Below are 14,773 nucleotides of genomic sequence, written 5' to 3'. Positions count from 1 at the left end.
CTTAAGAGGGCCGGGATGACCGGGGGGTTGGAAAGCAACGGAACAGCAAACACCGTTAATCGGTCAATTTAAACGGCCGTTAGTTTATTAATTAATAAATGACGCTTATTCATTGAAAGCTCTGAATTCTCCCTTACTGACGGACTCCGGTAACGTAAAGGAATAGCGCCCCTGCATATTGATATGCCCCCACTGTAATGATGAAAGTTTTTCAATGCCTTCATCCTGAACCGGATAGCCTTCACACCTGAGCTGCTGAATTGCTGCATCCATGTAAATCGTGTTCCACAGAACAATAATATTGAGCACCAGACCTAACGATCCAGGCCTTTACGGTAAGCCTGTTTCAGTTCTCCCCGTTTACCATGCAGGACATTTCTGGCCACTGCATGTCGTCCCTCTCCACGGTTGAGTTGTTGCAACATTCTGCGTCGTTTGCTTTCATCATTGAGGTAAGTCAGCATACGAATAGTTTTATCGGTGCAGCCTGTTTCGGCTATAGCCTGCGCCAGACTGGTTGGCCTGTCGCCAGTTTGCAGTGTTTTCATAATGAACATAACATTCAGTCGTCCAGGTCTGGGGGACGCAATAAGCCGCAGAATATCATCCCGGTGCGGCTCTGTTTTTTCCCAAAATTGAGACGGTGCGAAGATATCGCGTTAAATGGACCGTAATGCGCTTTAGGATCTGTGCGCCGCCTGTGTCCGCAATCCTTGGACAAAAACGATATCCCAGCAGGCGGAAAAGCCCAAAAATAACATCGCCGTATGCACCCGTATCTGTCATTATCTGATATGGCATTTGATCCGTTTGTTGCTCAGGAACGTCAGCCAGAATGACCAGGCTATCCCTCATACCATCGGCTGACACCACCTCACCACCACCCCAGGTATTCGTCAGAGGGGCGCCAGTTTGTGCTGCCACCAGAATAGCGTTGGCTGCCCGAATCGTTTCATCCCTGATGTAATTGTCATCTGTCCAGATCAGACGGTCACGTTTCAGTGCCGCGACATCGTTACGTATAAAGGGCTCTGAACCAGTGTTACTGGCTTCCGCTGTCAGCATGACACAGATGCTGATATTCAGGTCCGATACAGAGAAGCTTTGCTCTGATAAATGGGTAAAGGCACTGGTGAAGATAGCCAGCGGGGCAGCTTTGTCTCTGACGGAAGCAATCAGTTTTTCAGCCTCAGGAAGAGAGAGGCGGCTGATGCGGTCATTTTTTTCGGCTATACCACATCACCCGGTTGAAGGTCGGCGATCATTCGGAGAAGTTCAGGTCTGTCATCCCTGGCACCCGATGCTTTTTCCCGATAAATACCGGCGATATAGAAACCACTGGCAATGGCCGTTTTTTCGATGTCAGATCCTGCTCTGATGTACTGACTCTTTCATAGATGCGAGAAATTTTAATTTACGGTAGCCAAAATGAGTGTAGTTAATCTGGCTATCGTAAATGAGGTGGCTAAAATGCTAATCTGCGATGTAAATTGGCCTGTTAATCTTGGGGTAATTAAAATCGCTGGTTCGGGTTATTAACATAAAGCCTTCAACAGACTCCAGGTCACTCTGTTTTCTGACTGCGCAAAAATTTAAAAAGCCCTATCTAACATTCTAATTAACCTTTTCTATACATGAATTTTTTTCCATGCTATACCATCAAGAAAAACAGCAAAGGTATCAACCTTTACACTGTAGTGGAGGTATTTACACATGGACGATACACGGTTTTTTATATGATCAACTCATTGCTTCCTATTAGTTTCAAAAAAGCCCAACTGTTTTGCGTATTGCTCGCATTGTATGAGCTTCTGACCTATATCGGCAGCGACGTCATTATGCCGGGAATGTTGACCGTCGTTACCGATATGCAGGCCAACGCAAGTTATGTCTCCTGGTCACTAAACGCCTATCTGTTTGGCGGCGTTGCTTTTCAATGGTTGCTGGGGCCGCTGTCCGATCGTTTTGGCCGCCGCCCTTTATTGTTGATTGGCTGTGTGCTGTTTGCCTTATCCTTCCTTGTTACGGCGTGGGTAAACAATATTCATTTATTTACCCTGCTGCGCTTTATTCAGGGCACAGGGCTGGGGTTTGTCGTCGTGGTTAGTTACCCGGCGCTGCAGGAGTCGTTTAACGAAACCGACGCTATCCGCCTGATTGCGCTGATAGCTAACATTGCGCTGCTTTCTCCTCTGCTGGGCCCGCTGGTCGGCAGCTTTTTGCTCACCTTTATGACCTGGCGAATGCTGTTTATCACCATTGCCGTTCTGGCGGTGCTTTGCTGGCTGGGTTTGCTGCGGTGGATGCCGGAATCCATCGGCATCCGGCGTAATGACGGCAGCATCATAGCTCCGCGGCCTTTGCAGCTTGCAGCGATCTGCCGCGTCTATGGCAATTTACTGCGTCATAAACGATTTATGTCTGGCTGCGTTGCGATGGGGTTTATGGGATTACCACTGATGGCCTGGATTGCGCTTTCGCCGCTGCTGCTGATGCATAACTTAGGGCTGAGCAAGCTACATTATGCACTGTGGCAGCTGCCGGTTTTCGGGGGGGTAATTGCAGGTAATATTACACTCAACTTTATTGCAGAGAGATTTAAAATTGAGCGTCTGTTATTATTTTCTGCCTTCCCGGTTTTCTTTGGTTTAATATTTTCACTCATTATTACATTGCTGTTTAACAAGGTCTTTACGCTCATTGTTGGAATGACTATTTATACTTTCGGTTTTGCCATTTGTAACGCCACGCTATACAGAGTTACACTTTTTTCCTGTTCGCACGGCCTTGGCTCGATTTCTGCTATGCTGGGAATGGTGTCGGTTGGCGTATTCAGTATAGGCGGATCTCTGCTGGCGATAGCAGGGGCAGGCGATAGTCTGAGCAGCTATATTATTGCCGTTGCCATTCCGGCGGGCTTTGTGCCTTTTCTTATTATTAATTTGCTAAGAGATAAAAAGAATAATTCAGTTGTTGCTGAGTCAGCTAACCTCTGATTATTAAATGGACGTAAAGATTATTAAGGAAGATATAACGTGATATCCGTTCCTGTCGTCGATGAGCTGTGTGCGCTCACTCACCCGTATCAGTGCGATGCAATGAGTGAGCAGTTGTTCCATAACGCGATGCTGGAGATCGTCTCTTTCCATGTTGAGAATACGCCGGGCTACGCGCAATGGTTAACCCATCACCGCATTAACCCGGACAGTCCGCAACTGGGCTCATGGGGCGATCTGCCACCAATATTTGCTAATTACTTCAAGCGCCATCTTTTGCTCAGCAGCAGGGGTCAGGACGCGCTGGAGCTGACGTCCTCAGGCACCAGCGGGCAAAAAAGCCGCATGCGTTTTGACGATCGTAGCATTCAGGCCGCGCAGGGTATGGTCGACCATATTTTTCGCCACTACGAGTGGGATACGCCAGACGTGCCCTGCAATTATCTCCTGTTGAGCTATGAACCTTTAGAAACCATCACTTTAGGTACGGCCTATACCGATCAGTTTCTGTGTAAATATGCACCGGCTAAAAAGGTCGCCTATGCCCTGCGTAACACCGGAAAAGGCCATGAATTCGATCCGTTTGGTGTGATCCAGGCACTACAAGTGTTCGCGCAGGATGACGCACCGGTACGTATTTTCGGTTTCCCCGCCTTTATGTGGTTTGTGCTTGAAAGAATGCGCGATATGAATTTGCCGCCGCTTACCCTGCCGCCGGGGTCGTTAACGTTTTTCGGCGGCGGCTGGAAAACGCATGCGGATAAAGAAATACCGAAGTCAGTGCTGTACGCACGGCTTGGCGAACAGTTAGGGCTGCCTGACGAACGCTGCCGGGACGGCTATGGCTCCGTTGAGCACTGCGTTCCTTATGTCGAGTGTGCCCATCACCACTTCCATATCCCGGTATACGCCAGGGCCTGGATCCGCGATACCAGCACGTTCGAGATTAAAGGCTACGGCGAACGGGGATTTTTGCAGTTCGTCTCGCCATATATTACCTCAAGCCCGGCCCACAGCGTGGTGATGAGCGATTTAGCCATTCTGCATCGCGCCCGCGAATGTGGGTGTGGAGTGCAGACAGACTGGTTTGAACTGCTCGGCCGCGCCAGCCAGCATCAGGCCCGGAGCTGTGCACTGGCGGCCTCGGAATTAATACAAGGAAAGTAATATGTATTTTATTTATGGCAAATGTTACCCCTCCTCCACGATCGAACAGGTGCTGAGACTGCTGACCGAGCCGCTGCACGATATGCTGAGCCAGCCGCTGCCAGTGGATACACTGTTTGCCTGTGCGGAACGTTTTGTGAAGCGCCTGGAAGATACCGCGCTTTTACCCCAGATTGATGCCGTGGTGCGGGAAGAAGTGAGCCAGCTCTGCCAGCCGGATGCGCTGCGCTTCAAGCTTGAGCATGAGCTGGGTGAAATCCCCTTCTCGTTACGCCGTTTTAATTTATCGCAGCCGCATTTCGAGAGCTGGCGCCCGCTGGGCGTGGTGCTGCATATCACCCCGGCCAATGCGGAGTCGCTTCCTTTTCTGGCAATAATCGAAAGCCTGCTGTTGGGCAATATTAACTGGCTGCGTCCCAGCTCCAGCGAACAGGGGCTGACCCTTGAACTGCTGCAGGCTTTTCTTGACTGCGATGCGACAAATACGCTGGCTAACTACCTTGCCATCCTGCCGGTAACGACCGATAAGCTTGCGCTGCTGATGGCGCATGTGGATGGGGTTTCCGCATGGGGCGGCGATGCGGCGCTTAACGCTATACGCCAGCAGCTTCCCGGCGGCTGTCGCTGGATCCCATGGGGACATAAAATCAGTTTTTCCTGGCTGGTTCCTGAGGCGGTTGATGACTGGCAGCTGGATGCGCTGGCGGATGAGATCTGTCGTTTCGACCAGCAGGCATGCTCCAGCTCGCAGATCATTTTCGTTGATACCGAGTCGCTGGCGACGTTAAAGGAAACTGGCGACGGCCTGGCTGCGGCGATGCATCGCCGCAGCGGCCATTGGCCAGCCCAACCGCCGGACGAAAAGTCGGCGGCAGATATCACCTGTGCGCAGGCCGTTAACGAACTGGATCTGATCTTTACCGGCGCGGATAATCTGTGCTGGAACGGTGAAAACTGGCGTATCTTACTGGAAAACACGGTCGGGCTTGAGCCTTCGCCGCTCTACCGTACGCTGCTGTTGCGCCCGCTGCCCCGGCATAAACTCGTTCAGACCTTGCGCCCCTGGCGCACCTGGCTGCAAACCTGTAGCCTGGCGGCGCCAGCGAATGACACCGCCTTCCTCAGCCAGCTTCTGCTGGCCGCCGGGGTTAACCGCATTACAACGCTTGCAGGCATGCATTCAGGCTACAGCGGCGAACCGCATGACGGCCTGTTCGCATTAAGCCAGCTGGTGCGGCGTGTTTCCGTCACCCTTGACGCAGACGCCCTGCCAGGAATAGCGACGCTCGATCTTCCCCCCCGCGCGCCAGGCTTGCCCGTCGACCAGCCGATCATGGATAAATCCGCCTTCGCTGAAAACGCAATGCAGCCCAGCGCCCAACTCTTCTTCCGCAGCGGAGGCAGCAGCGGTGCACCTAAACTGGCCGGTTTTACCTACCGTGATTATCACCGCCAGATGCAGGCCGCCGCCGATGGCATGTTCGCCGCGGGCTTGGTTCCGGAGCAGGATAAAGTGCTGAATCTGATGTACGCCGGCAACCTGTACGGCGGTTTACTCAGCTTCTTCACCGTGCTTGACAAAGCGGGCGTGACGCATCTTCCCATGGGCGGACCGCACGATAACGATTATGAAGAGATTGCCAGAACGATCGTCAGTCAGCGGGTCAACACGCTGCTCGGTATGCCCAGCACCCTGAGCCAGCTGTTCAGGCAGCAGGAGACGCTGCTGCGCAGCTACGGCGGCATCCGCAAGCTGCTGACCGGCGGTGAGCATATGGGCGACGATCCGCGACAGTTTTTCCAGGGGTTCGGCGTTGAAATGATCCGTTCCGCGCTGTACGGCTCCGTGGACGCAGGGCCATTGGGGCATGCCTGTAGCGCCAGCCCTGAGGGCGTGTTTCATCTGATGGCGGATATCCAGTGGCTGGAGATCGTTGATATGGAATGCGATAGACCTGTCAAGGCGGGTGAGACCGGCCGTCTGCTGTTTACTTCCCGGGCCCGCGAAGGCCATAACGTGGTCCGCTACGACATTGGCGATCTCGGCCGCTGGGTAGAAGGACACTGTGCCTGCGGTGCGCAGACGCCTCGTTTTGAGCTGCTGGGCCGCCACGGCAACCTGGCACGTATCGGCACTATGTTTATCCCCACACAGCAGCTGGCGCAGCTGGCTAAGGTGCCGGTACAGCTCATCCTTGAAAATAACCCATCCAGCGGACTGGAACGTATCCGTATCCTTGCGGAAGGGGATGCCATCGAGGTGCGGCGCCGTGTCAGCAGCAATTCTGAACTGTTGATGAGCCTGGAGGCGGGTTTACTCGAGATGGAGGTGACAAGCTGTCCGCTCATCGAGTTTGAACGGCATCCTCAGAGTGGTAAAACGCCGCTGGTCATCGATAAACGTCGCTGAATATTTGCCGTCTGTTTTAACTATAAGGATATAGAATCATGCCCAGGCAAGAGACGAGCACCGCTGACGCTGCGGTCTTATCCCTTAAACAACTTGTGGAATTCGCCCGTCGACACTCTTCCTATTACGCCCGGCTCTACCAGCAGATTCCGCAGGCTGACTGGCAGCTATGCGACTTGCCGCTGGTAGAGCCTCGTGAGTATTGGGAAGGAAGTAGCGGACTAACTCACTGGCCGGTTTTGACCGGGCCCGTTACCGACGGCATCGTATTTAAAACCGGTGGCACTACCGGTGCCAGCAAACTGTCCGTTTATACCCGCAGCGAATGGCGTGCATTTGTCACCAGTTTTGGCCGTAGTCTGGCAAACCAGCTGCATTCCGGCGACCGTGTTGCGAATCTGTTTTTCGCCGGAGATCTTTACTCCAGCTTTTTATTTATTCATGGTGCGCTCACTTATATGGATACGCCGGTATGCGAATATCCTTTTAGCGGCATGATGGCACCGCAGGCATTATTTGACCAGCTCATCCAGCATAAGGTCAACGTCATTGCTGGCGTCCCTGCTAAGTTATTACAATTTGCTGCAGGCATAGGGGGGCAGCAGCTGCCTGGGATCTCGTTACTACTTTTTGGCAGTGAGAGCATATTTGCAGAACAGTTGTTGCTGCTTAAGCAGACATTCCCTAATGCCCGTATTGCTTCTATTGGATGTGCTGGCGTTGACTCAGGTTTGATCGGTGCCAGTACCCCGGAGTGCCTTGCCGGAGAACATCGGGTCTTTGAACCCGAAACTATCGTCGAAATCATTGATGATGTGACCGGAGAATCCATCCTTGAGGAGGGACGCACCGGCATGCTGGTCGTCACTAATCTGACACGTAAACTCATGCCGCTGATTCGTTATCCGGTTGGCGATCTTGCTGCCTGGCGTGAACCGCCGGGAAAAACCGGGCGTAAGTTTGTTTTGCAAGGACGAAGCAGTCTCGGGCACCGTATTCGCGTAGCTTGTTCTTCTGTTTTTCCTGATGAGTTCGACACTCTTATCACCGAAATGTTCGGCAGACAGCAGTGGCAGATGATCCTGGATCATCAGGATAATTGCGATTGGCTGACTCTGTGCATTGCCTTCACCGGTAGTGATAGCCATGCGGATGCTCTGTATCATTCTCTCCAGGAAAGGGATCACTCATTCGCCGCTCTACTCGAAACAAGCCAGCTGCGAATAGTCATTGAGTGGTGCAGACAGGATGAGCTTATCTGCAACGCCCGTACAGGAAAATTGCAACGGGTAATAGACCGCCGTCCGTATGTAACAGGGGAAGAAGGAAAATGATCGTCATCAGAAACTTCCTGCCTGATGATGCTGATGGGATCAGTGAACTGTTTCGCGAGGTGTACGGCGACCGCTACGTTTATTCTGACCTTTATATCCCCACGATGATCGGTTGGCATAATGCACAGCGTCACTGGCAAAGCGCGGTGGCAGTGAAAGATGACCGCATCATCGGCCATGCGGCCTTATGGCGATCTGAAAATGCACCCAGCGCCGAACTTGCGATGTTCGCGACTCATCCGGGGGAGCGACATCGCGGCGTGGCTACAAGACTAGGGATGCATCTTTGCTGCGAGGCGCGTAAACAACAGCTGACTACGCTCACCATAAAAATGGTATGCAGCCATTCTTATTCACAGCGGATAGCAGAAAAACTTGGTTTTCATACCACAGCCCTGTTACGGGATTACGTCGTGTCGCCATTTAAACCAGACGATCGTGAAAGCGTGATGCTGGGCGTGCAGGCTTTACAGCCACGGCCAATACCACAGATAGAGGATATAAGTGAGCAGCATCCCTGGTTGTCGCTTCTTGTTATTCAGTTCGGTAAGACGCAATCTTTACCTTTAATACAGACAGCCTTACCACTGGACATTGCCGACATTGGCGATCGTATAGAAGTCACCCTTTATCAGACGACGCGCAGAATGATAGATGAAATAACTCGTCTGCCTTACAGCCGACTTGTCTATCTTCGTATCCGGTTCAATAGCACGCTTGCAGATGCTCTTCCGACGCTTTACCGGGCGGGTTTTCGGGATATGGGCCTGACACCTGATAACAAAGGAGGCTGGTTTTGGTTATTTCAGCGCGGCTTCAGACGACATAGCCTCCGGTTGTGCTGTCCGATAGGTCAAATGTTGCAAACTCATTCACTCTCAGTCTGATTAGCCAGGCTGAGAATGAAGGCCAGGAAGAGCAGCCTGGCTCATCAGGGCCGGTGCTCAATATTATTGCTCTGCAGAACAAAAATAGATGTAATTTATTGATTATTAAAGTAATCACTATTCAAATTGACGGCTTAACGGCGTTTACTGTTCCGTTGCTCCCCAAACCCCGACTACATCTCCTGCAAAAGCCCCAGTTTTTCCGCCGTTCTGACAAGTTCTGAAACCGACCGGACTTTCATTTTCTCCATTACCCTGCGTTTATGCACCTTTGCCGTTATTTCGCTGATGCCCATTTCTGCAGCAATCTGTTTATTCAGCAGTCCCAGAAGGACAAACTGCATCAGCTCTTTTTCACGGGGAGTAAGCGAAGCGTATCGACCGGTAATTTCCAGCTTTTCCTGTGAAATTACCGCGCTTTTTTCAGAAAGCGCGAGCGCGTCAGCAACCACCCGCAGTAAATCGTCCGGCATAACGGGCTTGGTCAGGAATTCAAACGCGCCGCCCTTCATTGCCCTGACCGTGAGCGGAATAGTGCCGTAGCCAGTCAGGAAAATGGTGGGGATAGCATGGCCATGAGCGGTAAGGTGCACGGAAACATCAAAACCGTCAAATCCGGGCATATTCAAATCCACTATCAGACAACAAGGCGTAGGGTAATCCCTCAGGTCAAGGAAATCTGACGGGCGGGTAAAAGCCGAGATCAGATAGCCCTCCGACCTGAGAAGATTTTGCAGCGAGCTAATGACGGATTCATCGTCGTCGACAAGATAAATTGTTTTATCCATAAAGATCCATTTTGATTCTTACGAATTCTGTTTTTGCAGGCAATGCAACATAACATGAAATGAAATGATGAACCGTAGAATCACCCTTACTTATGTTCGTGGCAGCCGCTTCACAGAATGCATCCAGAAGCGTCACCGCCTGGCGCAACGGGACGACTTTACCTTTGTGCTCTGATCACCAACAAAGCTGGTGCCTGAAGCAGTTGCCGGCAGCATATGTCGCTCTGCGGCATAAAGATGGCAGCAGATGCTCAATACAGTGCAATTGGTAAGGGGCGCCGTCGCCCGTTTGACAGGTTTTATCGATTACCCCTATCTCTGCAAAGCCTGACCCGCTTTAAGCTATGAAAGAGCGTCGGCGTGGCCCGGCTAAGCCTTTGCCCGGTGTCGGGCATATCTCGGCGTTGGTGCCTACGTACTTGTACATCAAACTTTCAGCGACTGCTCTTAAAACGAAATTACATTTTAGTTACATCATACTTTTTAAAGCATTTTATTCCCTGACCCTCCAGGCGGAAATGGATAAACTTTTCAGTAGAAAAAAAGCGCTCAATTTCAGAGAGTACCGTTGCTGCCCATATTGATGAGGATGCTGTAACTAATTTAATTCCTTTTTTCCATAATTAACTTGTTGTTTTGCTCACTGGTTGCATCAGGTGTTGCCTTATGTTTTTTGTCGATATATCAGTATCTGATTCTGGTCACCTGTTTTATGTAGTAACACATTGGAGGAAGGAACCTTTCAATACTGCCCTGGAGCGGCACAAAAGATACTTCCTTTATAAAGGACTTATTTTATTCAGGAGTAACGTTCGAAGTTACTGCCTTTTCAGATGCAGCTTTGGCATTTTCGGCTTCAGCGCGATCGGCAAATGCAATAAAAATACCTCAGTAAAGAAGCTCGCGAAGCCTCAAATACAGGATTTATGTCGCTGAGCCGGCGCAAAAGCCGCACCTGAGCGCGGCAAGACAAAATGGGATTTTTTTAAGGTCGGAGAAAGCCGATGCTCTCCGGCAGGAGACGGTAACAGGTTTCCGGATCGATATTCAGGAGGGCCGGCTGTTCGGTTTTCAGCGCCTATCCCGGCACGATATCCTGGTGAACCATCGTTTTCGATGACCAGGTGATCGGACACGGTAACGGCCGTTGTGCCTGCCCAGTTTAGCTGCCGCAAGGATACCCGCCTGCCCTGCCGTTTCATTCCGCAGTTCATCCAGACATTCCCCGCTTTGGCGGCTGCCTTTTACCGGCGCGCTTTCCAGCATGGTGACTTTGTCCAGCTTCTTCCTCGCCAGGTCTGCACTGACAATCCAGCGCCGAATTTGCCTCAGCTGGTTGCGCAGGGAGTGTTTGTGTTCCAGCCAGTGCGCTCGATACGTAGCAGATGCCGCTCGTATCTTTTGCGCAGGCTTCCGTCTGGCCATTCCTGACTGCCCGGTTGCTGAACTGGCCAAACCAGGTACGGAAATCTTCTGCAGAGATGCCGCATAACGTAAATACTTTTCAGATAACCAGAGACGCAACGGCTTTTTCTGGCCGCTATCGCTATTCTTCCCGTGCAGCTCAACCACGTAGCGCAGATGTTCCTGTACGGATAAGGCCTTAAGCGGGCCGTCACAGGCTTTTCGCCCGTTTTCACAAGCGTAAAGCATGCCCGTTGCCGAAGCTATACGCTCCAATAACGCCATGATTTAAAATGGATAATCGCTGTCGATATTGTAATTATTGTTTGCAACCAGCGTGAGGGAGAGGACATCCAGCGCCTGGCGGCTTTCAGAACCAGAACGCACATGCATGCGCATTGGTTTTAAATCCTGACAGGTGCGACCCGCATAGATTACATACCCCAACTGACAGAGCTGAATAAGGTCCTGGTTTCCGTGCCAGTCGCGGCTTTGGAAGCCGTGCAACCACCCGGGATGCCAGGTAAATACATGTCCTCTTACGCCCGTAGCGTGTAGTTCAGATAATTGCTCATTCCATGCTGAAGGCGCATACATCTGCGTCCTGAAGTCATATAATGCCCGCTTCCCCAGCGCAGATATATTTGTGCTAAGCGCCAATGCATAAAAAGTGTGATGCGCATAAAGACATCCTGCCGAATTAAAGTTATCTGTCTTCCGACCTGCGACGTGCCGACAAATCTGCCCGCCGCAAGCAGAGGGCGCAGTGGAGAAAGCGCAACTGGTGCACTACAGGCAAGGGTTAAAGGTTAATGCGAAATCTGTAATTCAGAGCAGAAGACAATGGTGGGACTTTCAGTATGAAAGAATACATTAAAAAATTTATTATTCAGTTACTTACATACGAATTTTGGGCGGGGCAATTTGTCCTGTGAACAATGCCGGGATCGCCCGGCACCCGATAAAACTTTTAGTCTCCGGAAGGCATTTTTCTCATTATTTGCTTTATTGCCTCATCAATTTCTGCCTGTAAAGCAGGTGACATTCGGGAGAACTCGTAGGTCACCAGGCGTTTTTTTTGATCAGTTTTCTTTCTGGCATATTGACGACGATCGGCAAATTCGCGCAGTTTTACTGTTTCAACCTGCTTACCTGCTGCCTGTTTTAAGCTCTTACTTTCAGCACGGATTATCGCAACAATTTTCGCTTTATCCGTACTTGCCCCCTCGGTATCTGCAATCTGCTGCCGAACCCTTTTCATCAGTTCAGCGACAGGCACCCCTTTATTTTTAGCGTCTTCAGCTACCCTGAGAAGTAACTGATAATCAGCCAGGGAGATATCATTAATCATGGGGAAAATGGCGACCATCTCATCAGGGACCGCAGCAGCCTGGAACGCGCGCGTAACTTTAGCCGGAGAGATATTTTCCGCTCTCGCTATTTCATCCTTGGACATCCCTTTGTCGTACATCATCTCAAAACGTTTGCCCAGCTCGCGTAAACTGTGTTCCCGCGCTGTCTGGATATCAATAGCCAGCTGTCGCGCGTCTGCAATACTGAGCTCGTCTTTGGTGACCAGTACGTCAAATTTTGTCTGGCTAAATATACATGCGGCACGCCGGCGTGTACCGTCCAATATTTCGATACGCCCACCGACTTCGCGACCGATGGCGGGAAAAAATTGTTGTAGCTTAATGGTACGTAAGATATCACTAACTGATTCAGGCGTAAGCATGGTTTGGTCACGCCCGTTAACAGCTGAGTCAACAAATGTTTTAGCCTCAATGTCTCCGCTAAACACAACGGTACTGACAAATTTTGCGGTTTTACCTGATTTAAGCGTAAAGGTCCTGAAACTACCTTCCCCTTCGAGCATTTTGGCAAACTCAGAACTGCTGTTTCCCAGTACACGCCCGCGTGCTAATACCTTTTTCATTCTGCGGATCCCCTGATGAACTCTATTCGGTCAAAAACCGCCTTTGTGAAACGTTCGGCTTCTGTGCGGGCCTTTTTTAGTGCTTCTGCGCTACCGGGATAAGACACCGGATTTGCACTTATTATCGTATCGAATGACTCACCGCAGCGTTCAAATCCATCCAGGCGCGGCAAGGATGAATCCAGAATGCTGCTTGCATAAACTTCCCGCGCCAGACTGTGTGACGTTTCATGATCGCGCTTACTGGTCATCTTGGACATAAACCCGATATTTGCGCTTAATCGCGGTTCGATACCCTCTTCTTCCAGCCGCTCCAGCATTTCCGGTAAGCGGGTCAGATACTTAAGCGTCGAATGGAAATCGACCTGTGCCGGTGGAGTGGGCGTCAACAGTAAATCGCTTGCCGCCAGGCCATTAAGCAAAAACGGATCGAGATGAGGGCCGGTATCGATAAAAATAAAATCGTAGTCGGCAGCAACACGGTCAATGATTTTTTTTCTGAGGACTTCAGAAGGCTTCGAGCCGGGTAGATGCTCTGCAACCAATGATTCCCACTGGCTGGCCACAAAACCATCATCAATGGATGCCGGTATCACATCCACGCCAGGGATAATCGTCGGACGGATAACAGTTTCGCGTAATGTGTCCGCATCAAGATCGTTCAACATAGCCTGCGCAGCAGTCTCAAGAACCGAGCCAATGCTGTGAGTGTGATCCAGAAACATGGTGCTGGATGCCTGAGGGTCAAGATCTATTACCAGGATCCGTAAATCATGACGCAATAAATCCTGATGTACACGTAGCGCATGTGCCAACGTTACGGTGCTGACGGTCTTCGATACCCCCCCTTTCAGGTTTACCACAAAAATCACATAGGGTTCCCGGTGGATATCCCGGTATTTAGGAATTTTGCGATGCGCATAGATATCTATAACGTTTTGAATTGTTAACGCATATTGTTCAACGTTACCGACCTGCTTTTTGTTGAAATCATAACCCTGTTCTTCCATTTCTTTCATGGATTGTTCGACGATACGGCGGCTCAGTTTAGGTAGCTTTGCCACTGCATTGCGGGTATAAGTCTGGTGGTACTCCGTCAGGTTAAACTCTTTCCGCTGCTCCTCAATATCCCGGCTCATTGCCTGCAGTAAAGAACTGGCTCTCAAAGCTATCGTACCCACACCACCGTAATCGCGTTTCATCATTATTCCTCGGTTATGATCCCTTGCCTGAACGGGCGTCTCAGCAAAATCAATTGTACATACAACTGGCTAACGTACAACAAAAAACAGCCAGGCAAAAAAATAATGTACGTAATCGTTTTAATTGACGTTCAACCTGAAATCAGTTGGCTCACAAGCGCTATAAGAAGATTTTCCATCCGGTGTAAGCCAGTATTATTGAATCTGTGGGGGAGGGCAGACAATGATGCGAATGAGTAACAGGGATGAAAGAGGCATGTCGCCTTTTCATGCGTTATGTTGTCAGCGACAGCGGGCACGCTTTCCGGTGACGGCTCAAAATTGCCGGTTACGGCAGTGAGTGGTTCAGCACTACGGAAATCATCACCCTCAATATATTTTGCCGTGCCTCATCGGAACGCTGGAAAGTATCGACGAGCGGGTTGAGCCGGCACCTCGTTATGATGTCTTTTCTAACAGGCTTGACCTGTCCTGCAAACGGCTGAAAGACGACCTCAGGGAGCCCGATATCATCAAAAGAGATACGACGAACGTGCCTAACAAGTTCTGTTAGCCATCGCAACTCAGGAACCCGCTGGGGTTTGAAATGGTGGAAGAATTTCCGGATGTGACGAACAGTAAGGCCTACCGTCTGCATCCGGAAAATAAG

General features: G+C 50.7%; 13 protein-coding genes and 1 pseudogene. 5 read left to right on the top strand and 9 right to left on the bottom strand.

Translation table 11 applies throughout. The features are described 5' to 3' along the window. Positions 1-105: 105 nt before the first annotated feature. From EGK14_RS21950 to EGK14_RS21935, 4 genes and pseudogenes are all read right to left on the bottom strand, one after another. On the bottom strand, positions 106-273 hold the full coding sequence (locus EGK14_RS21950; protein WP_370256544.1) for a Tn3 family transposase: 168 nt from the start codon (positions 271-273) through the stop codon (positions 106-108). A gap of 41 nt (positions 274-314) precedes the next feature. Beyond that, a complete protein-coding gene (locus tag EGK14_RS21945; RefSeq protein WP_370256550.1) occupies positions 315-590 on the bottom strand; it encodes a Tn3 family transposase in 276 nt (91 codons plus the stop codon). Positions 591-603: 13 nt separating this feature from the next. Beyond that, positions 604-1,080, bottom strand: a complete 477-nt coding sequence (locus tag EGK14_RS21940) for a Tn3 family transposase (RefSeq protein ID WP_370256548.1) — start codon at positions 1,078-1,080, stop codon at positions 604-606. 57 nt (positions 1,081-1,137) lie between these two features. After that, positions 1,138-1,414 (bottom strand): annotated as a pseudogene (locus tag EGK14_RS21935) (recombinase family protein); the annotation flags it as partial. Positions 1,415-1,736: 322 nt separating this feature from the next. Between EGK14_RS21935 and EGK14_RS20320 the strand changes: the two are divergent. From EGK14_RS20320 to EGK14_RS20300, 5 genes are read left to right on the top strand one after another with little or no spacing between them, the layout of a single operon-like run. Then, on the top strand, positions 1,737-2,996 hold the full coding sequence (locus tag EGK14_RS20320; RefSeq protein ID WP_125290901.1) for an MFS transporter: 1,260 nt from the start codon (positions 1,737-1,739) through the stop codon (positions 2,994-2,996). 39 nt (positions 2,997-3,035) lie between these two features. After that, complete coding sequence (locus EGK14_RS20315; RefSeq protein WP_125290900.1) at positions 3,036-4,163, top strand: acyl-protein synthase; 1,128 nt, start codon at positions 3,036-3,038, stop codon at positions 4,161-4,163. A gap of 1 nt (position 4,164) precedes the next feature. Further along, a complete protein-coding gene (locus tag EGK14_RS20310; RefSeq protein ID WP_125290899.1) occupies positions 4,165-6,573 on the top strand; it encodes an acyl-CoA reductase in 2,409 nt (802 codons plus the stop codon). A gap of 38 nt (positions 6,574-6,611) precedes the next feature. Further along, complete coding sequence (locus EGK14_RS20305; protein ID WP_125290898.1) at positions 6,612-7,907, top strand: phenylacetate--CoA ligase family protein; 1,296 nt, start codon at positions 6,612-6,614, stop codon at positions 7,905-7,907. Further along, complete coding sequence (locus EGK14_RS20300; RefSeq protein WP_125290897.1) at positions 7,904-8,794, top strand: GNAT family N-acetyltransferase; 891 nt, start codon at positions 7,904-7,906, stop codon at positions 8,792-8,794. Before EGK14_RS20305 ends, EGK14_RS20300 begins: the two co-directional genes overlap by 4 nt. 173 nt (positions 8,795-8,967) lie before the next feature. Here the strand turns inward: EGK14_RS20300 and EGK14_RS20295 are convergent, their stop codons facing one another. From EGK14_RS20295 to EGK14_RS20275, 5 genes are all read right to left on the bottom strand, one after another. Beyond that, positions 8,968-9,582, bottom strand: coding sequence for a response regulator transcription factor (locus EGK14_RS20295; RefSeq protein ID WP_125290896.1), 615 nt, complete (start codon positions 9,580-9,582; stop codon positions 8,968-8,970). A 1,071-nt stretch (positions 9,583-10,653) separates the two neighbouring features. Beyond that, the gene (locus tag EGK14_RS20290) at positions 10,654-11,154 is read right to left on the bottom strand and encodes a hypothetical protein (RefSeq protein WP_125290895.1); all 501 of its coding nucleotides are present in this window, start codon (positions 11,152-11,154) and stop codon (positions 10,654-10,656) included. Between the two features lie 120 nt (positions 11,155-11,274). Continuing rightward, entirely contained in the window at positions 11,275-11,583 is a 309-nt protein-coding gene (locus EGK14_RS20285) for a hypothetical protein (protein WP_125290894.1), read from the bottom strand. A 373-nt stretch (positions 11,584-11,956) separates the two neighbouring features. Further along, positions 11,957-12,922: a ParB family protein gene (locus tag EGK14_RS20280; protein WP_125290893.1), complete on the bottom strand. Its 966-nt coding sequence runs from the start codon at positions 12,920-12,922 to the stop codon at positions 11,957-11,959. Continuing rightward, a complete protein-coding gene (locus tag EGK14_RS20275) occupies positions 12,919-14,124 on the bottom strand; it encodes an AAA family ATPase (protein WP_125290915.1) in 1,206 nt (401 codons plus the stop codon). The genes EGK14_RS20280 and EGK14_RS20275 overlap by 4 nt, the downstream gene beginning before the upstream one ends. Between the last annotated feature and the right edge of the window lie 649 nt (positions 14,125-14,773).

It is taken from the genome of Erwinia sp. 198, from assembly GCF_003937915.1.
GTDB classification, from domain to species: Bacteria; Pseudomonadota; Gammaproteobacteria; order Enterobacterales; family Enterobacteriaceae; genus Erwinia; species Erwinia aeris.
Note: the sequence above shows the minus strand (reverse complement) of the source record. Positions and strands in the feature narration are given on the sequence as shown.

Excerpts from the sequence above, each read along its gene's own strand:
- EGK14_RS21950 (WP_370256544.1), bottom strand. The coding sequence starts at position 273 with ATGGATGCAGCAATTCAGCAGCTCAGGTGTGAAGGCTATCCGGTTCAG.
- EGK14_RS20320 (WP_125290901.1), top strand. The coding sequence starts at position 1,737 with ATGATCAACTCATTGCTTCCTATTAGTTTCAAAAAAGCCCAACTGTTT.
- EGK14_RS20310 (WP_125290899.1), top strand. The coding sequence starts at position 4,165 with ATGTATTTTATTTATGGCAAATGTTACCCCTCCTCCACGATCGAACAG.
- EGK14_RS20305 (WP_125290898.1), top strand. The coding sequence starts at position 6,612 with ATGCCCAGGCAAGAGACGAGCACCGCTGACGCTGCGGTCTTATCCCTT.
- EGK14_RS20300 (WP_125290897.1), top strand. The coding sequence starts at position 7,904 with ATGATCGTCATCAGAAACTTCCTGCCTGATGATGCTGATGGGATCAGT.
- EGK14_RS20295 (WP_125290896.1), bottom strand. The coding sequence starts at position 9,582 with ATGGATAAAACAATTTATCTTGTCGACGACGATGAATCCGTCATTAGC.
- EGK14_RS20285 (WP_125290894.1), bottom strand. The coding sequence starts at position 11,583 with ATGTATGCGCCTTCAGCATGGAATGAGCAATTATCTGAACTACACGCT.
- EGK14_RS20280 (WP_125290893.1), bottom strand. The coding sequence starts at position 12,922 with ATGAAAAAGGTATTAGCACGCGGGCGTGTACTGGGAAACAGCAGTTCT.
- EGK14_RS20275 (WP_125290915.1), bottom strand. The coding sequence starts at position 14,124 with ATGAAACGCGATTACGGTGGTGTGGGTACGATAGCTTTGAGAGCCAGT.